Here is a 22,585-nt window from a genome sequence, read left to right as displayed (position 1 = left end):
AATGCCAAAACTCCTCAAGTACTCAATGATGTTGAATATCCAAAAGATTTAGGTTGAGTCCGCTGCTTACTTTAAAGTCTATTTTTTATCTCAGATCAGGTTCAGCCATGAGTTCACGCCAAGCACTTGATGCAAAAGCCAGCAGTATGATGCTAATTTTGTGTGTTTTTTGGGGTTTGCAACAAGTGGTGCTAAAAGTTGCTGCGGCAGATATTTCACCCTTGATGCAATTGGCACTGCGTTCAGGCTTGTCTGCTGTGATGGTGTTGCCTTTGTTATTGCTTGCAAGAAATACACAATGGGCTTCGACTGAATATCTGCCTGCAGGCATATTGGTGGGTATTTTATTTGCCGCAGAATTTTTTATGTTAGGGCAGGCGATTCAATATACTTCTGCGTCGCATGTGGTGGTTTTACTATATACCGCTCCTATTTTTGTGGCTTTAGCGTTGCATTGGAAACTACCTGCAGAGCGTTTATCTCGCTTGCAATGGGGCGGGATTCTGTTGTCTTTTGCTGGCATAGCGGTGACTTTTTTATGGCGTGATACTGTGCAACAAGAGAGCCACCAAAACTTCAGCCAGATGCTTTTTGGCGATTTACTTGCGCTGAGTGCAGGCATACTTTGGGCAGCCACAACTGTTGCGGTACGTCTAAGTCGTTTATCGGAAGCCCCTGCAACACAAACTTTGTTTTACCAATTGATGGGTGGTTTTTTGATTTTACTGCCGATGGCATGGTGGATGGGACAGGCTGAAATTCATTGGACAGCCTTAGCCATAGGCAGTTTGATTTTTCATGCGGTATTGATTTCGTTTATTAGCTATCTCGCTTGGTTTTGGTTGCTGAAACAATATTTAGCATCCAGTTTAGGCGTGTTTTCATTTTTAACGCCATTATTTGGCGTATTGTTTGGTGTATGGTTGTTGAATGAAAGCTTGAGCCAAAGTTTTATGATTGGGGCTGTTTTGGTCATGCTGGGGGTGTTGATGGTGAATGCTCAATGTTGGTTTAAACATAAAACCCAAGTACTAAAAAGAAAATAAGTATTTGCAGCTTTTCCATGAACTTGAGCAAGACTCAACATCAGCAATGTTGTCATGTAAAAATCACCTTCAAATAACCTAGTAGCTCAATACGGGTTTAAATTTGAAGATGGGTGATATTTAAAATCTAGCGAGCGCGTACAAGATTATTTTTCTTCAAAAATCTTAGAGAGCGGAATCGACAATTTGGCAGCCAAATAGTCATCGGTTTCACTGAGTACGGGGCCAAGTTTTTGCATCCATTCATCATCAGGATAGACATTGGCCAAGTCCTGACGACGTGGCAATGAATACGGTAGCTGTGAATAAAAACTCCAAAAATCTACCTGAGATAAATTGCGCACCAAAACAAATTCATCATTTTCAGTACGTTTAATTAAATTTTGTTGTTCTAGCATCAGCACATAAGACGGCCAGCGCCCAATTTCATTACGTCCCAATACATCTAAGGCTTCAGCTTCAGTGACACTTTCTCCGCGCATTTGTTTTTTGTAAAACAATTCCAGTAAGTCCAATAGCATGAGCAGCGGATGGCATTTTTTTTCGCGACTGGCTTCAAAAGCGGTCAAGGCATAACTAATTTCAACACCTAACAGCACAATATTCCAAGACAGGAAAATCCACAGTAAGAAAATAGGTACGGCAGCAAAAGCACCATAAATAATTTCATAACTGGTGAAGTTGGACATAATAAAACCAAACAGGTTTTTCAAAAATTCAAATACAACAGCACTGAAAACCCCCGCAATTAATGCGGCTTTAATAGGTACACTGCGGTTGGGAATGGTCCAATTCAGAATAAAAAAACCTAAAATGGTTAGGGCAAATGAAATCAGCCATAAAATAAATGCGCCATTGAGTTCATAACCTGCAAAGTTATTACTCAGCACATTCATAGATGCCAAAGTTGAGGAAATGACAAAAGCACTGCCCAGTAAAATAGGGCCTAATGAGATAATGGTCCAGTAACGCATAAAACCCATAATGCCGCCACGGGTTTCCTTAACCCGCCAAATTCGGTTAAACACAGTTTCAATACTGGTCAGCATCATCACCGTGGTCACGAATAAAAACAAAATCCCGATGACGGTTAAGTTGCTAGATTTGTCGGTAAAGGCATTTAAGGCTTTATCAAAGGCGATGGTGGTTTTAGGTAAAAAGTTGCTGTAAATCAGTTGTTGTAATTGTTGCCGTGCAGGTTCGAGTGCCTTAATGGATGAGATGATCACCAAAAATACGGTGAGCATAGGTACAACGGCAAACAGGGTAGTGTAGGTTAAAGAGCCTGCTTGTTCACGGCAGCGATCTGCTTCAAAGCGACGCAGCACAAATAAGACAAATTGAAACCATTGTTTGTCATAAAAAGGCAGTTTCTTTAAATACTCAACGATCATACAGTGGCTGTCTCAACTTTTTTAATCATCTTTATCTGTTTTCATGGTTAAGCTTAACCAAAAAAGCAGCAAAATACCGTATAGTTTTCATTTTTAGTCTGATTTCTTAGCATGATGCAAGCATATATTCTGGTTTTGTACTTTAGTAAATATGGTTCTACCAAAGAAATGGCACATTTAATTGCCAACGGGGTAGAGGCTAGTGGCATGCCCGTTAAAATTAGAACTGTGCCAAATATCTCGACCGTGGTGCAACAAGCCGAGCCAAGTATTCCTGCCGAAGGTGATATTTATTGTACTTTGGATGACTTGGCCAATTGTGCAGGTTTGGCTTTAGGTTCACCTACACGTTTTGGCAATATGGCATCTGAAATGAAATATTTCTGGGATCAAACCACTAGTCTGTGGCTGAATGGCGCATTGCACAATAAACCTGCCTGCGTTTTTACCTCATCGGGTTCGATGCATGGTGGACAGGAAAGTACCTTATTGACCATGTTGCCGCCATTGTTTCACCACGGAATGATGATTATGGGATTGCATAATGCGCATCCTGCTTTATCAAATACCAAAACGGGCGGTACGCCGTATGGTGCAACGCATGTGAGCGGCCCGCGCCACGATCAGGCTTTGAGTCAGGATGAAAAAATCCTTTGTGAAGCGCAAGGACAACGCCTAGGTGAAATGGTAAAAAAATTACAGGGCATGTGAGATTCTTTCTTTAATTAAGATGAAGCGTAAAATGTGGATATCGTTTTACGCTTTTATCTTTTGTACTTGAATTCGATTGGCTTATGTAGCATTGAGCGTGCTAAAAAATAAGTTCACTTTTCACCTAAAATCACCATTTGCAGTGATATTCAGTTTTTCTCTTTTCACGTCTAATAACCGCTTTAAAAGCAGAGTTTTCTGTCACGGTTCACGCAGCATTTTTTTTGCAGGCTAGGGTCTGTTGACATTTCATAAATGGCTTGCGCTGTAGGCTAAAACTGAGCAGATCAGGCATGAAACGCAAGGAATAGCGAGATTATTGCTAAGTTTCATAACGCAATCTGAGAAAGTTTTAGCCACAGCCTTTCGGGGCGAGCATATTTTTTGCTGCTATTGCGTTATGTGCCAGTCATTTAGAATGACTAAATTTCCTGTCCCATGCCTTATATCAGCTAAAAAACCTTGCGAGATATATCTCTCATGCCGCAAACATAGACGAATTGTCAACAGACCCTAATGTATTGAGCACAATGGACTGCTGTAAAAATGAGAGATTGAGGAAAAGTGAAAATGAATAAGTGGATGCTGATTGGGTTAAGTCTATTGAGTTTAGGATATTCATTGTCGAGTGTTGCAGCGACTGAAATTGTGCATAGTCTGAGCTTTCCAGAAGAACAACATATTGAAAAACAACCTGCGGAAGCACAGTATTTAGCGGCACAAAAGCCTGTGATGACTTCTGCAAGCAGTACTGCAAAATAAAAAAAGATGTAATCAAAAAAGTGCTGCCATGTGCAGCACTTTTTTTGAAATTGATTTAGGGCTATTTAGAGCTGCTTGGCTGTTTCAACTTTTTCTTTAAAGCGGTGTTTGCACTTGAGGCATTGAAAATCTAGAAAAATATTCTGATCGACAATTACACCTGCTTTTTTACCAAAGCGATGCCCAAGAAAACCGCCTGTGATTCCCACACTAATTGCTCCGACAAACGTGCCAATCGTTCCGCCCATAATTACGCCCAATGGTCCTGCGGCAGTACCGATTGCCGCACCAATAGAAGCTCCTGAAGCTGCGCCGCCTACTGTACCTGCTGCCGTTCCTGCAGAGCCTAATAACACGCCACCAATTTTTTGTAAGTTTTGTTCATGGTTGCGTTTTTCAACTTGAGTTGAACCACATTTCGGACAGACTATACTGTGGTCCATCAACGGATTGTCTTGTGTCATGACTGTAAATTGCCTTATGCTCATGCCGCATGCATCAATGCACGCAGACGATCTAAAAAAGTGCTGTCTAGAGCTGCAATCAGAAAAACTAGACTGCTGAATCACTGTTATTTCAAGTGCAGAATGGCGTAGCGCGGCTATTTTGTAAATAAAATATATGTAAATGAGTTGTTTAAGTTTAAAAAAAGCATAAAAAAGAGCGCCTCAGCACTCTTTGATCACAGGACAAAATGATGAAACAACATCAGTTTTCATCGACCTTAATCGCGTACAAATTCAACTGTACCGTTTGCCAAAGACTTTACCCGTGCCAATGATTCAACACGATAGCCTTTTTCAAGCAATAATTCACGACCCGGTTGGAATGATTTTTCAATCACAATCCCAATACCCACGACTTCTGCATTCGCTTGATGGATTAAATCTGCCAAACCAAGTGCAGCTTGACCATTTGCCAAAAAGTCATCAATCACCAAGACTTTGTCGCTCGCGCTGATATGTTTGTTTGAAATGGCAATCGTGCTTTCAGTTTGCTTGGTAAATGAAAATACTTTAGAGCGGTATAAATCATCTTTTAAGGTTAAAGATTGATATTTACGTGCAAAAATTACAGGTACGCCAAGCTCTAAACCTGCCATCACAGCTGGTGCAATGCCAGAAGCTTCGATGGTAATAATTTTGGTGATGCCTGCATCTTTAAACAAACGCGCAAATTCTTGACCAATTTGCTGCATCATCACAGGGTCAATTTGATGGTTTAAGAAAGAGTCGACTTTTAGAACCGCTTCAGATAGAACGATACCTTCGGCTAAAATTTTCTGTTCTAGTGCATGCACGGGAGAATCCTCAAGAGCAGGTGCTTTTCAAAGCAAAAGCGTATTTTAAAAAGCACCTGAAAAAATGCAAGAACAATTTACCAAATGGTGAATAACTGCCAAGCTTTGCTCAGTAGTTATATTCTAAATTAGTTGGTCGGGCCTTTATAGCCTGTGAGTAATAATCCATAAGACTTGTCTTTGTCTTGGTGGGTAACTTTGACAGGCAAGTAGTCAAGTTTTGGTGCCAACCAGAAAATCGTATCACGGTTTGGTTTGTTGTGTTTCAGCACCACTTTAATGGTATCAAAAGTACCATAACTGGTTTTGATTTTTTCTGAACCTTGCTTAATAAAGCGACGTGATTCCACCTCTTTATTATCGGCAATATAGTAGCTCGATTTTAAACCGCCACTTTTTAAGTCTTCACGGATTTGCAGTTCCGCATTCAACTCATCCAACACACCCGCTTTCCACGCAAAAGAACGGGTGTCGCTGTCCTTTTTGGTGTTAATGGTTTTCGCCGAAGGATTGAAGTTAATACTCATGGTGTTGTTATGCACCAAAATCTTACTGCTGCGGCTAAAGCTAGATGAGCCAATTTTGCCATTATTAAAACTAAAACGGCTAGTTTCTGTAGCAGAGGCAATCACGCCTGCTTTGGCAGCAAACACATAACTCCATTGGTTACCTGTTTGGCTTAAAGTACGTGTTGCAGAACCTAAGTTTTTACCATTGTAGTTAAATTGATAACTGGCTTGGAAAGGACTCATGGCAAATGTTTGGCTAGAGAAACCAGCCAAAAACAGTGCTGTAGACACACCGGCTGCCATACCCATTTTTTTCAATACATGATTTGCCATTGCTGAGATATTTCCTCTGTATGTAGGGAGATGCAATTTGCTTGCTTGTTGCCATTATACGCGTTGAATATGAAGAGAAAATTAGGAATTATGCGGCTTGTGTAGTTTTCCTGTATGTATTCTCTTCTAAAGTTTCAGCTTAGCTTTATTTTTGTTTCAGCGGTGTGACTTGCGTATCTGCAAGAGATTCTTCCACATCTTCTAGTCTTTCTTCAGACATTTTGCGGAACAACGCCGTTAAATTGACGTTGCCAGTGAGCACCAATTCCGCTTCACGTAATACCGCATGATTCACATGAACTTTGCTGAGTGTGTCAATGATAGAGCGGCTTTTGCCCAACCAGCGATTTAAATCTAAATGCAGCAAATCATCTTTGACTTTAATGACTTTGAGTTTTTCTAAAATCATGCCTAAAGGGTCATCATTGCGTATTTTTTGATAGTAAAATAAAGCGCACTTCACAGCGATTTTATGCAAAAAACTTGGATAACTTGCTTCAATCACCTGTGTGTCACTAATTTGTTCAAACACAATCAGCTGAGTATCTTTATTCAATTCCATCTGTACTAATTTTAAATCGACAGACAGAGTGATGTTCAAGCCGTTGTAATCTAGGGTTGCATAAAGACGTAACCAGTCGTCGTGTAAGTCTGCGTGCAGATCTTGCAACATTTTCACATTATCGGTCACAAAGCGCTGAAAAGTCGCATTTAAGAAGACCTGAGATAATGGAAATTCACGTTCATCCTCAATAAATCCTTCCGCTTTTTGGTACACTTGACGGATACGTTGAGAGATATTGGTGATCAGGGTTTGCATACGGCCGTCCAAGTCGTTCATTCATTCTTTACAGATACAAATATTTTGTCGAATTGTATTAAAAATACAGGCATAGAAGCTTGCAGTTTAGCAAAATAAGTTGCACCATTTTTAAGATTTTAAGGCTCAGTAGTCAGCTTTTTGATGAACTTCGCAGTTTTGCAGAAAAGCAAAAACTGAGCAAAGTAATATGCTCTTTAGTTTATACCGCATTTGGCGGCTTGGGGAATCAGACGTTTTGTCGGATTAATGTGATGCTAAAAAAAATTCAATTGATGCCTTCTACGCAAGATTGGTGGAAAGATCCTATTTTTGCTGCAGCGTTGCTGGTGGCTGCTGTATTGCACGCATTAATTTTGGCCGTGCAGTTTGCTGCACCGCAACAAAGCGATGCTGCGGTCAAAGAGATTGCGGTATCGGTACGCATGAGCGATGCAAAAGTTGAAGATGCAGATTTCTTAGCCCAAGCCGATCAGCAAGGTTCAGGTACGTTCCGTGAAGAACATCGCATGTCGAGTGATATGCCTGCACCCATGACTGAACAAAGTGCAGGGGAGCAGCAATTGGAAAGTTTAGAGCGTATGCAGCAACAGCGTGAATTAAACTTTGAAGAAAAAGTATTGATGACCACGCTCAGTTGGCAAAAACAGGCTGCAGAAAATCAGCGCAAAAAAGCCATGCAGGAGTTGAATAGCCAATTCCAAGCTAAGGCTGCCATGGTCGCCAGTATTGAAGCGCAATATTTACAACGCCAACAAAATTTTAGCCGTCAGCAAAAAATTAAAACCATCGATGGGATTCAGGCCAAGCAAGACAACACCGCTGGTTATATGGAAAAATTCCGTCAAAAAGTCGAATTTTATGGTAACCGTTATTATCCAGAACAAGCCAAAGCACAGAATTTGGCAGGCGAAGTACGTTTAATGGTGATTTTGAACAACAATGGTGGGATTCGTGCCATTCGTTTAATTGAAAGTTCAGGACATGCCATGCTAGATGAAGCAGCCAAAGCTTCGGTGCGTAAAGCCGCACCTTTTGGTGCATTTGATGCCAAAATGAAAGATATTTCTGAATTGCGGATTGTACGGACGTGGCGTTTTGACCCTGCTGAAGCTGAGTTTGAGGTGCGCTAGTTTTTCCCTCTCTCTGGCTCTCTCCCAAAGGGAGAGAGGACTTTGTGGACAAGTAACAAGAATCTACTCTCTGCTTTACGCAGCAATGTTCTTCTGGTATTTAGCAATCATGGGACTCTAATGAATGTTCTCCCTCCCATTGGGAGGGAGTAGTTTTAAACAAAAAAGCGAGCCTTAGCCCGCTATTTTTATGATTTTCTAAAACTTAAAATTCAATCTCTTTCCATGTATGGATTATCCAAACCCAACTTGGCAAGAATCTCAACTTCTAAAGCTTCCATTTCTTCGGCATCCTCATCTGAGGTTTCATGATCATAGCCCATAAGGTGCAGCGTGCCATGTACTAGCATGTGAGTGAAATGCGCTAATGGTGTTTTGGCTTGTTCTGCAGCTTCCTGTAAAACCACAGGAATACAAATTACCAAATCCCCAATAGGGAAGCTCGGCAAAACTTGTGCCATTTCATCGGGTAAATCGCTTGGGAAAGACAAGACGTTGGTAGATTTGTCTTTTTTGCGATATTCCAGATTGAGCTTGTGACTTTCGGCATGATCGACACAGGCAATTCCAATTTCACAATCACTTTGGGTGTCTATATGTCTTAAAGTGGTTTCGACTACTTTTTTCAGATAGGCACGTTTTAACACCAGCTCAGGCGCTTGAATGTCCTGTTGCAGGCTGAGACTTAATTTCAAAATGAATCCTTAATACTTCAGTAGGTTGCAGAGCGCACAGCGATTAGTGCTGTGCATCTGCTGCGGCATCATTTTCCGCAATTAATGCTTCCTGGCGCGCTTTACGTTCTGCACGCGCTTCGGCACTTAAACGCTGTTGCTCACTGTCCCAGCCTTCATAGGCTTCAACAATTTTCTGAACCAGCTGGTGACGCACGACATCACGAGAATGGAAACGAGTAATATGAATTTCAGGGATTTTATCAATCACACGTAAGGCATGTGCCAGACCAGACTGCTGACCACGTGGTAAATCCACCTGAGTCACATCACCGGTAATCACTGCACGTGAACCAAACCCTAAACGGGTCAGGAACATCTTCATCTGTTCAGGCGTGGTGTTCTGGGCTTCATCCAAAATCACAAAAGAGTGGTTGAGGGTACGACCACGCATATACGCCAGTGGTGCAACTTCAATCACTTGACGTTCAATCAGCTTAGCAACTTTTTCAAAGCCGAGCATTTCATACAGGGCATCATAAAGGGGACGCAAATACGGGTCAATTTTCTGGGTTAAATCACCCGGTAAGAAGCCCAGTTTTTCACCCGCTTCAACCGCAGGGCGCACCAATAGAATCCGCTGGATTTCATTGCGTTCCAACATATCTACGGCAGCGGCAACAGCCAAATAGGTTTTACCCGTACCTGCAGGGCCAATACCAAATGAAATATCACTTTGCAAAATACGTTGCACATAACGCTTTTGGTTGGCACCGCGTGGATTAATGCGCCCTTTGCGGGTTTGCAACCAAACAGCATCCAATCCAGTATGCTCTTGCCCATCATCCGATTGTAATTCACGGTCAGTCTGACTGCCCTGAATCATCATGTGGAGCGTGTCTGCACTAATTTGTGCAGAGCTTTCCGCTTCTTCATGCAGGCGTTGCAAGAGCGTTTCGGCTCGTTCAACTGCATCAATTTCCCCATCTATAAAAAAGGCGTCACCACGATGAGAAATTTGGACGTCTAGACGTTGTTCGATTTGTTTCAAATGTCCGTTATAAGCACCGAGCATGCTTTTTAGACGTTCCATTGAAATGCCAGGAAAAGTTACTGTACGTCGAATCGCTGCAGTCAAGAGAATTCCTTAATCTGTTATTGGACTTTAGCTCCTACATTACGCCACGTCAGGCTCAAGATTCAAGAGTTCACCGTAAACTAAATTCAAAGTTTTAATCTCGGTAATCTCAATCTCCGCAAAGCGTCCGACCCAAGCAGGGTCACCAATAAATGTTACTAAACGTGTATTGTCGGCCGTACCCACTAAAATGTTCGGGTCTTTGTCGGAAACATTTTCAATTAGGACACGTTGTACCGTCCCAAGCATGGCATCGGTCTTATCAATACTAGATTGTTTGATCCATTGCTGAACTTTGGCCAAACGCTCTTTTTTAACATCTTCAGGGGTGGTGTCTTCGAGTTCCGATGCAGGTGTTCCCGGACGTTTTGAGTAGATAAAACTATAAGAATGGTCAAAATCCATATCTTGAATAAACTGATAAGTTTCTTCAAAGTTTTGATCGGTTTCACCCGGGAAGCCAATAATAAAGTCGCTAGATAAGTGCATGTCTGGGCGTACTTTACGTAACTTGGCAATCTTGTCGATATACACATCAATGGTGTGGTTACGTTTCATGGCTTGTAACACATCATTCGAACCACTTTGCACAGGCAAGTGTAAATGCGACACCATTTGCGGTAAATCACGGTAGCATTGAATCAAATCATCATTAAATTCAAGCGGGTGTGATGTGGTGTAGCGAATTCGTCCAATGCCAGGTACTTCGGCAACCAAACGCAGTAAATCGGAAAAAGTACAAATTTTACCGTCAAAAGTTTCACCGCGATAGCCATTTACGTTTTGACCGAGCAAGCTAATTTCACGCACGCCTTTTTCGGCCAAAGTCGCAATTTCAGCTAAGACATCATCTAAAGGACGTGAAACTTCTTCACCGCGCGTGTAAGGCACTACGCAGAAAGAACAGTATTTTGAACAGCCTTCCATAATCGACACAAAAGCTTTAAACCCTTCAACACGCGGTTCAGGTAAAAAGTCGAATTTTTCGATGTCTGGGAAAGAAATATCCACCAGTTTGATTTTTTCTTTCTTTGGTTTTTCAACTTGATCGTGGTGCTGATCAAGCATTTGTGGCAAACGGTGCAAGGTTTGTGGGCCAAAAATCATATCCACATACGGTGCGCGTTTTTGAATGTTGTCGCCTTCTTGAGAAGCCACGCAACCGCCTACACCAATGACCAAATCAGGATTTTTTTCTTTAAGCTTGCGCCAACGTCCTAATTCAGAAAATACTTTTTCTTGGGCTTTTTCACGAATTGAACAGGTGTTCATGAGCAAAATATCGGCATCGGCAGGGTTGCTGGTCAGCACATAGCCGTGCGAGTCGCCCAAAAGGTCTGCCATACGGTGACTGTCATACTCATTCATCTGACACCCTTGCGTTTCGATATACAGTTTTTTAACTGAACCGTCGGCTGGGGTGTGCTGTGGCTGGGTAACAGTGTTTTCTGAGGCAGCTTGGGCACCATTGGGGATGAAGGTTTGAACCGTCATGTAGGCTCCTAAGAGATAGTTCACTAAATCGTTTAAAAAAATAAACGTCATTAGACAAAAGAAAGGCGCATATTTTAGCAGGAATTCACGCTAAACTGACAGCCTTAAATCAGCACAACAGCTGATTGAAATATGAAGAAATTTGTTTGAACATGAGTTCTAAGATTAATAGTGTCTAATCAGAAGGTTACATAACAGAACACAACTGCGGTTCTAGACTAATTAAACTAAACCTAAAGATGAGATGCGGACCTCGAGGCGGAAGTAAATGACCGAAAGCAAGCGAATGCTGCAAATGATGAAACAAAATAATAATTTAGCTAAAAAGCTTGCTTTGAGCCTTGTTTCGTTTGCAGTCATGGCAAATACGCATGCGGCAAATGAACAGTTCAATGATGCGTTACGTGCCGCCAATTCAGGTGATGTCGATTTATTGCAGCAGTATCAATATGCCATGCAAAATGATGTTTTGGGCTACTATCCTGAATACTGGGCATTGAACACCAATTTGGGCATGCAACCTGCCAGTGCAATTGTTCAGTTTGCACAGCGCCATCCACAATCAGCGATGGCAGAAAAACTCGCAGCCGATTACATCGAAGAAAAAGTGAAACAGGCCGATTTTAGCAGTGCACAACCTGTGCTTGCCTATGTGAGTAATGCTGATCAGGCCGAAAGCTGTGCCATGGCACAAGTTCGTACCCGTTCGGGTGATCCTTTGGTGGTCGCGGAATTTAAAGATGTTTGGTTGACCACGAACTCACAACCTGAATCTTGTACAGGTCTAGGTCGAATGATGCTCTCTAGTCCAATTATGACTCAGCAAGACAAGCAGCAGCGTTTGTGGGGACAACTGCGTGCAGGGCAGTCCGGGCAAGCTTTGGCGACTGCGCAAAGTTTAGGTATGAATCTGAGTTTGGCACAACTGAACAGTATTCAGGCCAATCCACTGAATTATTTATGGTCGGCCCCAAAAGCCAGCAATGAAGATCACGCTTATTTAATTTATGCCATAGGTCGTTTGGCTGACAGTGATCTGGATTCGGCCTTGTCTTCACTAAAACGGAGCGCAGAGGGTACACCCGATGCCGTACAAAAATCGTTGCACCGTGCAGTAGGCTATATTGGTGGCACCACGGTGATGAAAAATAATTTCAACCGTGAAGTGTTAAGCGCCTTAGATGCCAGTTATGGCTTGCCATTTAGCCCCGAAGAAGCAGAAATCTATGCCCGACAGGCCATCCGCTTTGGTGCATGGGAAAGTGTGATTCGTGCAGTAGACAGCATGAGTGTGACTCAGAAACAAGAAGACCGTTGGCAATACTGGTTGGCTCGTGCCTCAGAACAACGTGGTGATGCAGCATCGAAACGCAGCGCGCAAAATATTTATAAACAGTTGGCACAGGGCGATGATTATCACAACTTATTAGCAAAAGATCGTCTTGGGCAGCGTTACAATGCCATTCCAGTAAATAGCCAGCCGACAACCAATGATTTACAGCGTTTAAATCAGGATATTCACTTTAACCGTGCCTTTGCCTTGCGTGAAATTAATGCACCTGCCAATTATATCAACCGTGAATGGAACTGGGCGGTACGTCAGGCGTATTTAAGACAGGATGATGGTTTGATTTTAGCAGCGGCTAAGCGTGCGACCGATATGGGTTGGTATGATCGTGCCATTTATGCAGCAGATCGTACTGTGAATAAGCACAACTATAGTTACCGTTATGCTATGCCACATCGTAATTATGTGGTGAGCCACAGTCAAAATGCAGGTATCGATCCTGCTTGGGCTTATGGACTGATGCGTCAGGAAAGCCGTTTTAATACCACTGCGCGTTCGCATGTCGGCGCAGGTGGGCTCATGCAAATCATGCCCGATACAGCGCGTCTGGTTGCACGACAAATGGGTGAAACTTATAATCCTGCCGCGTTAAGTGATATGAATACCAATATTCGTTATGGCACATTTTATTTGTCGACCATTCACAGACAATTAAGCAATAGTCCAGTACTCGCTACAGCGGGTTATAACGCAGGCCCGAACCGTGCACGCCGTTGGCAGCCCGAGTTTCAGCAAATTGCGGCAGACCAATATACTGAAAGCATTCCTTTGTTGGAAACACGTGACTATGTCAAGCATGTCATGACCAATGCCACGCACTATGGTGTGCTGTTGGGGCAGGGTGGACAATCAATGAGTAGCCGTATGCAACATATTCCATCTCGGAATACACCTTAGGAAAATGTTACAAGTGATACAGTTAGATGATCATGCGTGTTGATATATAGATGCGTGAGTCATTGGGTGTATAAGAATTTAGGGGGCTGAAGCATTGAAAATGTGGATGAGTACAGTTTTACAGCCAATTCAAGTTACATTGCTCGGTTTGAGTGGTACAGCTTTGGTTTTGTGTACGCAAAATACATTTTCTGCCCCCGTGCAAGGCTATGTGATGTCCGTGCAAATGACGCCCGCCGTGTGTTTAATCGATTCGAGCAAAAGCAAAAAGCGTAAATGTTTAGAAGGCTACTCACTGAATATTGAAGGCTTATATCCTGAAGTTGCTGCGCGTGAGTGCAGCACTCAGTCATCGGCAAAGTTACCGCCGCTACAAGCGAAGGTAGTGGCGCGAGTCATGCCTGATGAAGCTGCACGGATACAATTGTGGCAAGGTATTGGCGGCTGTGTGCCCATGAATGCCAGTCAGTATTTTCGCATGATTATTAATAATGCAGATCGGATGAACGTGCCTTCGGTATTGACAGGCCAAGACACGCAGACGGTGCAATTGTCACAACTACGGAGTTTGTTTCTCAAGTCCAATTCAGGTATGTCATCAAAAAGCGTGCATTTTCAGTGCTCTAACCATCAAGGTAAAAGTTATTTAACTGAAATCAAAATTTGTTATAACACCGCAGGACGCTATAAGCAGTGCGGTGCAGCGATTGAATCAAATTGCCCGAATCAGTTTGTCATTAAAGGTTCTTACTAGTTTGCTAGGTGACTGTAATTTCTGAATTTTAAGCTTTTTGAGAAATTTTATTCATATTTTCTATCAGACTTTTGTGGAATTTGATGCGCTTTTGCATGCATCCGCTGAATGATTGGAGTACAATCTTTCGCGTTTATGATTATTAAGATTAGATAGAACAGCTATTTAATCGCATTGACTATCCTCTCAATTGGAGATAATTACATGAAGCAACCTGTTCGCGTTGCCGTTACTGGCGCTGCTGGTCAAATTGGTTACAGCCTATTATTCCGTATCGCTAGCGGTGAAATGTTGGGTAAAGACCAACCAGTTATCCTTCAATTATTAGAAGTTCCTTTTGAGAAAGCTCAAGCTGCGCTTAAAGGCGTAATGATGGAACTTGACGACTGTGCTTTCCCATTATTGGCTGGCATGATCGGTACTGATGATCCTAAAGTGGCATTTAAAGATGCTGACTACGCGTTATTGGTTGGTTCTCGTCCACGTGGTCCTGGTATGGAGCGTGCTGACCTTCTTAAAGTAAACGGTGAAATCTTTATTGGTCAAGGTCAAGCACTTAACGAAGTTGCTAGCCGTGATGTTAAAGTTCTAGTTGTTGGTAACCCAGCGAACACGAATGCTTACATCGCAATGAAATCTGCTCCAGATCTTCCAGCGAAAAACTTCACAGCAATGTTACGTCTTGACCACAACCGCGCGTTAACTCAACTTGCTCAAAAAGCTGGCGTTGCTGTTTCTGACATCAAAACAATGACAGTTTGGGGTAACCACTCTCCAACAATGTATGCTGATTACCGTTTTGCAACTGCAAATGGAGAAAGCTTAAAAGACAAAATCAACGATGCTGAATGGAACAAAGACGTATTCCTTCCTACAGTTGGTAAGCGTGGCGCTGCGATCATCGAAGCACGTGGTTTATCTTCTGCTGCATCTGCTGCAAACGCTGCAATTGACCACATGCGTGATTGGGCGCTTGGCACAAACGGCGAATGGGTAACTATGGGTATTCCTTCTGACGGTTCTTACGGTATTCCTGAAGGCGTAATGTTCGGTTTCCCTGTAACTTGCGAAAATGGCGAATACAAAATCGTTCAAGGTCTTGAAATCGACGAGTTCAGCCGTGAGCGTATCAACTTCACGTTAAACGAACTTGAAGAAGAACGCGCAGCAATTGCTGACATGATTAAATAATTTAATCTGCTAGATTAAGTTAAAACTCCTTCGGGAGTGATGCCAGTCAACCTAAAAGTTGACTGGCATTTTTTTGCGCTTGATTTTATCTTTGCAATTAAAAGCCTATCATCAGCTAAGCTCATATTGCTTATCAAATATCAGAATGGATAAGCGACTATAAAATAGGTCGATTGACCTGCACGGTAGGGGAAATTGCTTAGAATACGCGGGTTTCCTTTTTCAAATCTTCTCTTTGTCATGTCAGTTATTGTTGCAAGTGCCCATAGATCGAATGTTTCGGTTTGGGTGGCTTTTATCTTACTTGTTGTCGGTACTATCGGCGCCTATCAAATCGTGGGTCTAAATCAAGCACTGTTATTTTTAATTGGTGGTGCTTTGGGGATGACGTTGTATCACGCCTCTTTTGGTTTTACTTCTAGCTGGCGTGTGTTTATTAAAGAACGTCGTGGTCGTGGTTTGCGGGCTCAAATGATTATGCTGGGCTTGGCGGTGTTGTTGTTCTTTCCTGCTTTAGGTGCAGGTGAGTTGTTTGGCAATCCCGTCAAGGGCAATGTCAATCCTGTGTCGATGTCGGTCATGATTGGTGCTTTTATTTTTGGTATTGGCATGCAGTTGGGGGGTGGCTGTGCATCGGGTACGCTATACACGGTAGGCGGTGGCAGTGCGCGTATGTTGGTTACGCTATTTTTCTTCTGCTTAGGTTCACTGATTGCCACTTCGCATTTAGATTGGTGGTTTAATCTGCCGCATTTGGCGCCAATCTCGATTGTCGAAAGTTTTGGGGTGATTCCTGCACTTATTCTAAGCTTTGTTATTTTTGCTGTGATTGCTGCCGCAACCGTGTTTTTTGAAAAGAAACGTCATGGCAGTTTAGAAGTCGAGCCGCAAAGTCAGTACCATGGTTGGAAGCGTTTCCTCAAAGGTCCTTGGCCGTTAATTTGGGGTGGGCTTATTTTAACGCTGCTGAATTTTGCTACCTTGGTATTGGCTGGTCGTCCGTGGGGCGTGACTTCTGCGCTTGCAGTTTGGGCTGCAAAAGTTGCTGTTTTTGCGGGTGTAGATGTAAGCTCTTGGGATTATTGGCAGCAGTCAGGCAATGCTAAAGCATTGGCAAATTCATTGTGGCATGACATCACCTCTATGATGAATTTTGGCATTATGTTGGGTGCATTGCTTGCTGCAAGTTTGGCTGGAAAATTTGCCCCGAACTTTAATATTCCACGCCGTTCACTGGTTGCGGCTGTTATAGGTGGCTTATTACTTGGTTATGGTGCACGTTTGGCCTACGGTTGTAACATTGGCGCATACTTTAGCGGAATTGCTTCGGGCAGTGTGCATGGTTGGTTATGGCTAGTATTTGCATTTATGGGGAATGCCATTGGTGTGAAATTGCGCCCAATCTTCTTTCCAAATGAAAAGCCACAGCCTGAAAAACTAACAGGTTGCTAACTTTTAATTTAAGTAGATGAAAGCCAGTCGGTTTACATTGACTGGCTTTTTTGTTGCCTGTCATCGTATTAAGAATATTGAGTGGGATGCTTTAGGTATATCGCATCGTACAAAAAATAACATGCTGCAACTCGGCTGCTGCTGAATTGCGGCTCGAAGCAGGTTAAGGTCATTAAAAGTACAAGACGAATCAAAGGAGGATGCCATGTTTGACCAACAACCGACTTTAGAACTGTTATTTCAACAATTGGGTCTAGATGCTGACGATGCAGCAATTGATCAATTTATTCGTGAGCATCAATTACCTGCAGAAACCAAATTACACTGTGCCGAGTTTTGGACGGAAGGGCAGCGCCAATTTTTGCAAAGCCATTGGAAAAAAGATGATGATTGGGCCATTGTGATTGAAACCTTAAATGAGCAATTACATAGTGATCAACATCCGAGTGTTTAATCGGTATTTAAGTTAAAAGTTTTTAAGTTAAATCAAATACTTTTCATCTAAAAAGCGCCAGTAAACTGCGTGCTCACAAAAAGATACAACAAACCCAGTCGGAAGACTGGGTTTTTTATACAAAGTGTTATAAGTTGGTTGAATAAGGAATTACAACGAAACTAATAAAAGGGGGCAAGGTGCTCATGCAAAATACTCCATCATTAGCCATGTTATTCAGCCAACTCGGTTTAGCCAGCAGCCCTGCAGCCATTGAACTGTATGTACGTACGCATCAATTACCTGCACATATTAATTTACATGAAGCGCCGTTTTGGAATAAATCACAACGTGAATTTTTAATCAGTCATTTGGTACAAGACGATGATTGGGCCATTTGGATTGATGAACTCAATCAACAATTGCATTTAGATGCTTATCGTTTACAAGCTGTTTAGGTTTAAGTCATCGTCATATTTAATATGTTTTCATTAAAAACGCCTCAGAACGAGGCGTTTTTTTAATGCATTCTGCTTTTGAGAATTTGTTTAAACCAGACTTCGGTTTGATAGGCGTTAAAGGCAGGGTGAATTTGTAAGAGTTCCAAATCAAATTCGGCAGTTTTACTGTACTTGCCTAACCAGTGGCGACACAGTGCACTTTCATTTTTACTGGCGCTGGCATAAGCCAAGAAAAAGAAAATATCTCCATGTGCATAATGAGTCATGGCTTTTAAAATTTGTTGGGTAATTAAGGCGTATTTTGCATCGCGGGTCAGCTCAAAATACATCATATAGGCTTTGGCCAAATGCAAAGACAAATTGATATATAACGTCACTGGCATTTCTTCAAATTCAATCCGACCTTGTTCCAACAGCACAATGGCTTCTTGCAAAAAGTAAATCTGTTCTTGGCGTAACTCGCTCAAACTCACCAATTGTAAGCGTAAATCGGCACGTTCTAATGCCAATTCAGGCGTATTGCCTTGTAAAAAAAGTTGGTCGGTTTCACCAATACGTTGAATAAGTTGTTGAGTCGAATGGCGCATTGGTGAATTCCTTGTTGCAATATGGGCTATACATCGGGGCAGATTTGAGCTTTTAAAGCCAAAGCACTGGAAAAACTGCAAGCATTTCTAGCAAATTTACCAAAGCGCATTGCCACTGCGTAACCACGCTGTGATAGACAAGCGTTGTTGCTTGGCAGGCAAAACCTCATGCAATAAATCACTTTGAAAAATGGCTAAACGGTTCGGTGATGGTTCAATAATATGCCATTGGTCGTGTTTATCTTGCAGGCGGAGCTGACCACCCCAGTCAGGCTGCCATTCACTGTGCAAATAATAAACGGCAGAAATCACCCGATCATTTTTCTGTTGAGGGTTATCGCGGTGCAAGGCATAAAAAGAACCTGCTTGGTAGCTGGCAAAATGCGCTTCGACCTCACGAATCCCTAAATAAAATGCCTGATTGAATTGTTCGGCCAAAGTCAAAAGGGTTTGGGTATGTTGTTGTGCAATGCTTAAATTTTCGTGAATCCATAAAATATGATCACTGCGAATTTTGCTGACCACACCATTTTGAATGGCTGCTTCACGAAATTGATCTAAATTTTGACTACACTCTGCGAGAACTTGTTGTTGATATTCAGGTGAATAGGCATCATCCAACATGGCAAAACCATGCAAATCTAAATCTTCAAGAATTTGATCAATATTCCAAGATTTTGGAAGCAGTGTGGCGTCCATAAAATAGATACTCAGACAAAATGCAAGACAAGCTGATTATTTTAGAGGAATACAAGCTCCTGAATGAAACTTTTTTTCATGCTAAAATGTCGGTTGATTTTAGGAATGAACCAAACATGAATTATCGTCACCATTTCCATGCGGGCAACTTTGCCGATGTCATGAAGCATGTTTTATTGCTGCAAATTCTGACACGTTTAAATGCCAAAGATAAACCTTATCGCTATGTCGATACACATGGCGGTGCGGGTAAATATGACTTATCTTTAGCACCTGCACAAAAATCGGGCGAATTTTTAAATGGTATTCATCGTTTAGTGAAACTAGATGATTCAATCAAACGTCAGGCACCAGAAGGCGTACAGCAGTATTTAAAACTGGTTGAAGCAATGCGTGAAACGGATGGGCAAGGTGCATATCCCGGTTCGCCATGGTTTGCTTTACAAGGTATGCGTGACATCGACAAAGCAACTATTTTTGAAATGCAGCGCGATGTATTCCAGCAATTGCGTCATAACATTCGTGACAAACGCGCAGGTTTACATGAGCGTGATGCTTACGAAGGTTTATTGGGCGTCATTCCACCAAAAGAAAAACGCGGTTTGGTGATGATTGATCCACCGTATGAATTGGAACGTAAAGATTTCCCTCAGTTGGTTGAATTATTGGCAGCTGCACATAAAAAATGGCCAACAGGCGTATTTGCGGTGTGGTATCCAATTAAAGACCGCGCCATGATTGAACGTTTTGAAAAGAAAATGTTTAAAACAGGGATTCGCCGTCAACTCATTTGTGAAATTTGTGTGTGGCCTGACGATACTCCTGTGGGCTTAAACGGTTGTGGTTTATTGGTGATTAATCCACCATGGAAATTCTCTGAAGATGCAGATGAAGCCCTGCAATGGTTGTTCCCGCACTTGCGTATGCAAGAACATGGTGGACATGCTGCAGTGCGTTGGTTAGTTGGCGAATAAAAAATTTAAATAGACGTTCAGGTTACAGTTAGGACACAAAATAATGACAAACACATCCAAACCCGAAGGAGAATATAGTTCCCGTGATCTTGAGCATGACGGAATTACATTTGAAGTGGTGGAAGAAGAACATACCCGTGAAGGGCAAAAGGTGAAACGTCGTGGTATCTATCTGTGGCCAAACCTGATTACCACGGCAGCCTTGCTGTCGGGTTTTTACTCCATTATTGCCAGTATGAATGGCGAATTTAGCCAAGCGATTTATGCCATTTTTCTAGCAGCATTGTTTGATGGTTTAGATGGTCGTGTGGCACGTGCGATTGGTGCGCAAAGTCCATTTGGCGAACAGTTTGATTCATTATCCGATATGCTCGCCTTTGGTGTTGCACCTGCGATTTTGATGTATAGCTGGAGTTTGCATGATTTAGGTCGTATCGGCTTGGCGGCTTGCTTTGTTTATACGGCTTGTGCCGCATTCCGTTTGGCGCGTTTTAATGTGCAAATTGGTGTGGTCGATAAACGCTACTTTATTGGTGTTGCAAGTCCTTTGGCTGCGCTGATTATCGTGTCGCTGGTTTGGGTGGGGCGTGATTTCCCTGAACTGTATGATATTCGTGAGTTTGGGCTACAAATCTTGAATGCTGTGATTATTATTGCAGTAGGCTTATTGATGATTTCTAACATCAAATATTATTCATTTAAAACCTTTGACCGTAAACGTGTTCCATTTTTTGTTTTGCCTATAGCCGTCTTTATTTTGGCCGCCATGACTTATAACATTCCAGTAGGTATTTTGGTCATTTCAATCATTTATGCACTTTCAGGTTTTGTGACCACTTTTATGGCAAGAAAAAATGCAGTGAGTTAATTAAGCTTTCATAAAAGCATCAACTCACAAGGAGTTTGATATGCAGCTGTTTCAAGATTTTCTCGATCGTTCCAAACAACTCAATCAAACTCCTGCGGCAACCGCCAAACTGCCTTATCACGCCCCAAAACATCATTATAAATTTATCTATCAGGGCTTAATTCTTCCTAATTTGCCTGCACCCTTACATTATCTCAACTTTATTGGTTTATTGGGCAGCCTAAATACCGCAATGCTGCGCCCTGAAAATGTGATTACAACCTCAGCTTTAGACACAGCCAGTATTCTTTGTAGTAGCAGCCCACACATGGTGGGGCAGTCCAATCATTATTCAATACAACATGATTGCGTATTTACTGCAGAGTATTTTCAGTTTGCCAATAAAGAGCGCATTACTGGACACTTTCCGCAATTTCATATTCAACGTGAAGATAGCGAACTTAGCTTTGATTTAAAGATCACCACAAGCTCTACAATTTCATATTTCACTAAATTGCGAATGAATTTGGCAGAACATTGGTCTTTGCTGTGTCAGTGTCAGGGAAGTGTACGCTATAAAGATCAGCATTTTCAGATTGAGCAATTGGGTAGTTTTGAGTTTGCCCGCTCAATCCAGTTTCCTTATTTCGCTGTGGCATTTTTTTGCTATCAAGTGATTAATCTGAATCATCAGCAACAAATGATATTGCTACAAAGTCGTGATGTGTTGAATCGAATTTTGCAATCTCGAATCTATCTGCGAAATGCGAACACGGAGCAAACTCGGGTATTTGATGGGCAAGTACAATTTAATATTCAACGGGTTTATCCAAAAGTAAAAACGCCAACAGGTCAGTGTATGTATTTGCCACGTGAGTTTGAATGGCGTTATCAAGATGAAGATGGCACCTCAATTCATTTACAGGCGCAGAGTCGTGGTGATTTTAAATTTGGGGCTGCAGCAGGTTATGTCGGAAGTTTTCAATATCAGTTGGCTATAAATGGAGATCAACAACAAGGAGAAGGAGGCTATTGTGAATATATCGACTGCCGCGCACTGAAATGGCAGGAACATGATCAGCCAGAAAAAATGCCAGATGTAGTTATGAATCCTGAACCTTTTATGATCAAGAAAAAGAAATAAACAGTATTTTGTGGAAAAGTGAAGTATTTTGCTGAATAATTAACCGTTTGGATTAAAAAACTGATAAAACTTAAAAAGAGGGGTTGCATGGCGAAATATTTGCCCTATAATGCACATCCATCGGCGGTGATGAAGATTAAAAATTCTGATAAAACAATGACTTGGTTAAGAATGATTGAGTTGGGTTTTAGAAAGAAAGTTTAAAATAATTTAAATTACCAGTTGACACTTTAGAAATAAAGCGTAATATAGTCGACCTAGCTTGATGCTGACGAAGCATCGAGAAGATCATTAAGAGATTATGAAGAACAACTTGTGTGGATTTTTACTGATTGATTAATCGAAGATATTTCATTGATTGATTGGTTTAAATTACTCGAAGTTTATTTGAGCGAAATTTAAGTCAGAAAATTGATGAGCCAGATTTGGAAGTTTAGATTAAAACTTCAAAATGATTTTAACTGAAGAGTTTGATCATGGCTCA

Annotated in this window: 23 protein-coding genes; 13 read left to right on the top strand and 10 right to left on the bottom strand. The window is 41.9% G+C overall.

Annotated elements, in window-relative coordinates; all coding sequences use genetic code 11:
* Positions 1-107 precede the first annotated feature (107 nt).
* Positions 108-1,046, top strand: coding sequence for a DMT family transporter (locus FTT70_RS03485; RefSeq protein WP_136144062.1), 939 nt, complete (start codon positions 108-110; stop codon positions 1,044-1,046).
* A gap of 146 nt (positions 1,047-1,192) precedes the next feature.
* Here the strand turns inward: FTT70_RS03485 and FTT70_RS03480 are convergent, their stop codons facing one another.
* Positions 1,193-2,440 carry a YihY family inner membrane protein gene (locus tag FTT70_RS03480; RefSeq protein ID WP_131261034.1) on the bottom strand — a complete coding sequence of 416 codons (1,248 nt, stop codon included), beginning with the start codon at positions 2,438-2,440 and terminating at the stop codon, positions 1,193-1,195.
* 114 nt (positions 2,441-2,554) lie between these two features.
* On the opposite strand from FTT70_RS03480, the gene wrbA reads away from it, so the two are divergent.
* Positions 2,555-3,151, top strand: a complete 597-nt coding sequence (gene wrbA, locus FTT70_RS03475) for an NAD(P)H:quinone oxidoreductase (protein ID WP_026438329.1) — start codon at positions 2,555-2,557, stop codon at positions 3,149-3,151.
* A 570-nt stretch (positions 3,152-3,721) separates the two neighbouring features.
* A complete protein-coding gene (locus tag FTT70_RS03470) occupies positions 3,722-3,913 on the top strand; it encodes a hypothetical protein (protein WP_131261032.1) in 192 nt (63 codons plus the stop codon).
* Positions 3,914-3,978: 65 nt separating this feature from the next.
* On the opposite strand, the gene FTT70_RS03465 is transcribed toward FTT70_RS03470, so the two are convergent.
* The 4 genes from FTT70_RS03465 to FTT70_RS03450 all read right to left on the bottom strand — a co-directional run bounded on the left by FTT70_RS03465 (position 3,979) and on the right by FTT70_RS03450 (position 6,875).
* The gene (locus tag FTT70_RS03465) at positions 3,979-4,377 is read right to left on the bottom strand and encodes a hypothetical protein (RefSeq protein WP_131261030.1); all 399 of its coding nucleotides are present in this window, start codon (positions 4,375-4,377) and stop codon (positions 3,979-3,981) included.
* 260 nt (positions 4,378-4,637) lie between these two features.
* Complete coding sequence (locus tag FTT70_RS03460) at positions 4,638-5,213, bottom strand: xanthine phosphoribosyltransferase (protein ID WP_004976172.1); 576 nt, start codon at positions 5,211-5,213, stop codon at positions 4,638-4,640.
* A 128-nt stretch (positions 5,214-5,341) separates the two neighbouring features.
* Positions 5,342-6,055 carry a DUF3108 domain-containing protein gene (locus tag FTT70_RS03455; protein WP_004976176.1) on the bottom strand — a complete coding sequence of 238 codons (714 nt, stop codon included), beginning with the start codon at positions 6,053-6,055 and terminating at the stop codon, positions 5,342-5,344.
* A gap of 145 nt (positions 6,056-6,200) precedes the next feature.
* Positions 6,201-6,875 carry a hypothetical protein gene (locus FTT70_RS03450; RefSeq protein WP_004976182.1) on the bottom strand — a complete coding sequence of 225 codons (675 nt, stop codon included), beginning with the start codon at positions 6,873-6,875 and terminating at the stop codon, positions 6,201-6,203.
* 275 nt (positions 6,876-7,150) lie between these two features.
* Here FTT70_RS03450 and FTT70_RS03445 point away from each other — a divergent pair, with 275 nt between their 5' ends.
* Positions 7,151-8,008 (top strand): energy transducer TonB, encoded by an 858-nt coding sequence (locus FTT70_RS03445; protein WP_171062604.1) that lies wholly within the window; start codon positions 7,151-7,153, stop codon positions 8,006-8,008.
* A 212-nt stretch (positions 8,009-8,220) separates the two neighbouring features.
* On the opposite strand, the gene ybeY is transcribed toward FTT70_RS03445, so the two are convergent.
* The 3 genes from ybeY to miaB are packed head-to-tail and all read right to left on the bottom strand — an operon-like array spanning position 8,221 to position 11,314.
* Complete coding sequence (gene ybeY / locus FTT70_RS03440; RefSeq protein ID WP_004976192.1) at positions 8,221-8,703, bottom strand: rRNA maturation RNase YbeY; 483 nt, start codon at positions 8,701-8,703, stop codon at positions 8,221-8,223.
* A 43-nt stretch (positions 8,704-8,746) separates the two neighbouring features.
* Positions 8,747-9,820 carry a PhoH family protein gene (locus FTT70_RS03435; RefSeq protein ID WP_004976193.1) on the bottom strand — a complete coding sequence of 358 codons (1,074 nt, stop codon included), beginning with the start codon at positions 9,818-9,820 and terminating at the stop codon, positions 8,747-8,749.
* Between the two features lie 39 nt (positions 9,821-9,859).
* Positions 9,860-11,314, bottom strand: a complete 1,455-nt coding sequence (gene miaB / locus FTT70_RS03430; RefSeq protein ID WP_180168292.1) for a tRNA (N6-isopentenyl adenosine(37)-C2)-methylthiotransferase MiaB — start codon at positions 11,312-11,314, stop codon at positions 9,860-9,862.
* Between the two features lie 358 nt (positions 11,315-11,672).
* On the opposite strand from miaB, the gene FTT70_RS03425 reads away from it, so the two are divergent.
* From FTT70_RS03425 to FTT70_RS03400, 6 genes are all read left to right on the top strand, one after another.
* Positions 11,673-13,559, top strand: a complete 1,887-nt coding sequence (locus FTT70_RS03425; RefSeq protein ID WP_180168329.1) for a lytic transglycosylase domain-containing protein — start codon at positions 11,673-11,675, stop codon at positions 13,557-13,559.
* Positions 13,560-13,665: 106 nt separating this feature from the next.
* Entirely contained in the window at positions 13,666-14,313 is a 648-nt protein-coding gene (locus FTT70_RS03420; protein ID WP_131261023.1) for a ribonuclease I, read from the top strand.
* A 204-nt stretch (positions 14,314-14,517) separates the two neighbouring features.
* Positions 14,518-15,504 (top strand): malate dehydrogenase, encoded by a 987-nt coding sequence (locus tag FTT70_RS03415; RefSeq protein ID WP_019836931.1) that lies wholly within the window; start codon positions 14,518-14,520, stop codon positions 15,502-15,504.
* A 240-nt stretch (positions 15,505-15,744) separates the two neighbouring features.
* The gene (locus FTT70_RS03410; RefSeq protein ID WP_180168291.1) at positions 15,745-16,956 is read left to right on the top strand and encodes a YeeE/YedE family protein; all 1,212 of its coding nucleotides are present in this window, start codon (positions 15,745-15,747) and stop codon (positions 16,954-16,956) included.
* A 205-nt stretch (positions 16,957-17,161) separates the two neighbouring features.
* Positions 17,162-17,410 (top strand): DUF2789 family protein, encoded by a 249-nt coding sequence (locus FTT70_RS03405; protein WP_096901745.1) that lies wholly within the window; start codon positions 17,162-17,164, stop codon positions 17,408-17,410.
* A 179-nt stretch (positions 17,411-17,589) separates the two neighbouring features.
* Positions 17,590-17,847, top strand: coding sequence for a DUF2789 family protein (locus FTT70_RS03400; protein ID WP_026438086.1), 258 nt, complete (start codon positions 17,590-17,592; stop codon positions 17,845-17,847).
* Between the two features lie 62 nt (positions 17,848-17,909).
* Here the strand turns inward: FTT70_RS03400 and FTT70_RS03395 are convergent, their stop codons facing one another.
* Both FTT70_RS03395 and FTT70_RS03390 read right to left on the bottom strand, forming a co-directional pair.
* Positions 17,910-18,437, bottom strand: coding sequence for a hypothetical protein (locus FTT70_RS03395; protein WP_131261019.1), 528 nt, complete (start codon positions 18,435-18,437; stop codon positions 17,910-17,912).
* A gap of 96 nt (positions 18,438-18,533) precedes the next feature.
* Entirely contained in the window at positions 18,534-19,136 is a 603-nt protein-coding gene (locus FTT70_RS03390; RefSeq protein ID WP_180168290.1) for a 2OG-Fe(II) oxygenase, read from the bottom strand.
* Between the two features lie 116 nt (positions 19,137-19,252).
* Between FTT70_RS03390 and FTT70_RS03385 the strand changes: the two genes are divergently transcribed.
* Genes FTT70_RS03385 through FTT70_RS03375 form a run of 3 tightly spaced genes read left to right on the top strand, consistent with a single transcriptional unit; the run spans position 19,253 to position 22,101 of the window.
* The gene (locus FTT70_RS03385) at positions 19,253-20,110 is read left to right on the top strand and encodes a 23S rRNA (adenine(2030)-N(6))-methyltransferase RlmJ (protein WP_026438537.1); all 858 of its coding nucleotides are present in this window, start codon (positions 19,253-19,255) and stop codon (positions 20,108-20,110) included.
* Between the two features lie 43 nt (positions 20,111-20,153).
* Complete coding sequence (pssA, locus tag FTT70_RS03380) at positions 20,154-20,978, top strand: CDP-diacylglycerol--serine O-phosphatidyltransferase (RefSeq protein ID WP_168418544.1); 825 nt, start codon at positions 20,154-20,156, stop codon at positions 20,976-20,978.
* Between the two features lie 40 nt (positions 20,979-21,018).
* Positions 21,019-22,101: a DUF6670 family protein gene (locus FTT70_RS03375; RefSeq protein WP_104853049.1), complete on the top strand. Its 1,083-nt coding sequence runs from the start codon at positions 21,019-21,021 to the stop codon at positions 22,099-22,101.
* Positions 22,102-22,585: the final 484 nt, after the last annotated feature.

Origin of the sequence: Acinetobacter sp. YH01003 (assembly GCF_013420525.1) — a bacterium.
GTDB classification, from domain to species: Bacteria; Pseudomonadota; Gammaproteobacteria; order Pseudomonadales; family Moraxellaceae; genus Acinetobacter; species Acinetobacter towneri.
The sequence above is the reverse complement of the archived record's forward strand: the minus strand, read 5'-3'. Positions and strand labels throughout refer to the sequence as shown.

Coding starts and splice junctions, on each gene's coding strand:
- FTT70_RS03385 (WP_026438537.1), top strand. CDS start 19,253: ATGAATTATCGTCACCATTTCCATGCGGGCAACTTTGCCGATGTCATG.
- FTT70_RS03395 (WP_131261019.1), bottom strand. CDS start 18,437: ATGCGCCATTCGACTCAACAACTTATTCAACGTATTGGTGAAACCGAC.
- FTT70_RS03405 (WP_096901745.1), top strand. CDS start 17,162: ATGTTTGACCAACAACCGACTTTAGAACTGTTATTTCAACAATTGGGT.
- FTT70_RS03480 (WP_131261034.1), bottom strand. CDS start 2,440: ATGATCGTTGAGTATTTAAAGAAACTGCCTTTTTATGACAAACAATGG.
- FTT70_RS03415 (WP_019836931.1), top strand. CDS start 14,518: ATGAAGCAACCTGTTCGCGTTGCCGTTACTGGCGCTGCTGGTCAAATT.
- FTT70_RS03450 (WP_004976182.1), bottom strand. CDS start 6,875: ATGCAAACCCTGATCACCAATATCTCTCAACGTATCCGTCAAGTGTAC.
- FTT70_RS03445 (WP_171062604.1), top strand. CDS start 7,151: ATGCCTTCTACGCAAGATTGGTGGAAAGATCCTATTTTTGCTGCAGCG.
- FTT70_RS03425 (WP_180168329.1), top strand. CDS start 11,673: ATGGCAAATACGCATGCGGCAAATGAACAGTTCAATGATGCGTTACGT.
- FTT70_RS03465 (WP_131261030.1), bottom strand. CDS start 4,377: ATGACACAAGACAATCCGTTGATGGACCACAGTATAGTCTGTCCGAAA.
- pssA (WP_168418544.1), top strand. CDS start 20,154: ATGACAAACACATCCAAACCCGAAGGAGAATATAGTTCCCGTGATCTT.
- FTT70_RS03375 (WP_104853049.1), top strand. CDS start 21,019: ATGCAGCTGTTTCAAGATTTTCTCGATCGTTCCAAACAACTCAATCAA.
- wrbA (WP_026438329.1), top strand. CDS start 2,555: ATGCAAGCATATATTCTGGTTTTGTACTTTAGTAAATATGGTTCTACC.
- FTT70_RS03420 (WP_131261023.1), top strand. CDS start 13,666: ATGAGTACAGTTTTACAGCCAATTCAAGTTACATTGCTCGGTTTGAGT.
- FTT70_RS03470 (WP_131261032.1), top strand. CDS start 3,722: ATGAATAAGTGGATGCTGATTGGGTTAAGTCTATTGAGTTTAGGATAT.
- FTT70_RS03485 (WP_136144062.1), top strand. CDS start 108: ATGAGTTCACGCCAAGCACTTGATGCAAAAGCCAGCAGTATGATGCTA.
- FTT70_RS03390 (WP_180168290.1), bottom strand. CDS start 19,136: ATGGACGCCACACTGCTTCCAAAATCTTGGAATATTGATCAAATTCTT.
- FTT70_RS03410 (WP_180168291.1), top strand. CDS start 15,745: ATGTCAGTTATTGTTGCAAGTGCCCATAGATCGAATGTTTCGGTTTGG.
- miaB (WP_180168292.1), bottom strand. CDS start 11,314: ATGACGGTTCAAACCTTCATCCCCAATGGTGCCCAAGCTGCCTCAGAA.
- FTT70_RS03455 (WP_004976176.1), bottom strand. CDS start 6,055: ATGGCAAATCATGTATTGAAAAAAATGGGTATGGCAGCCGGTGTGTCT.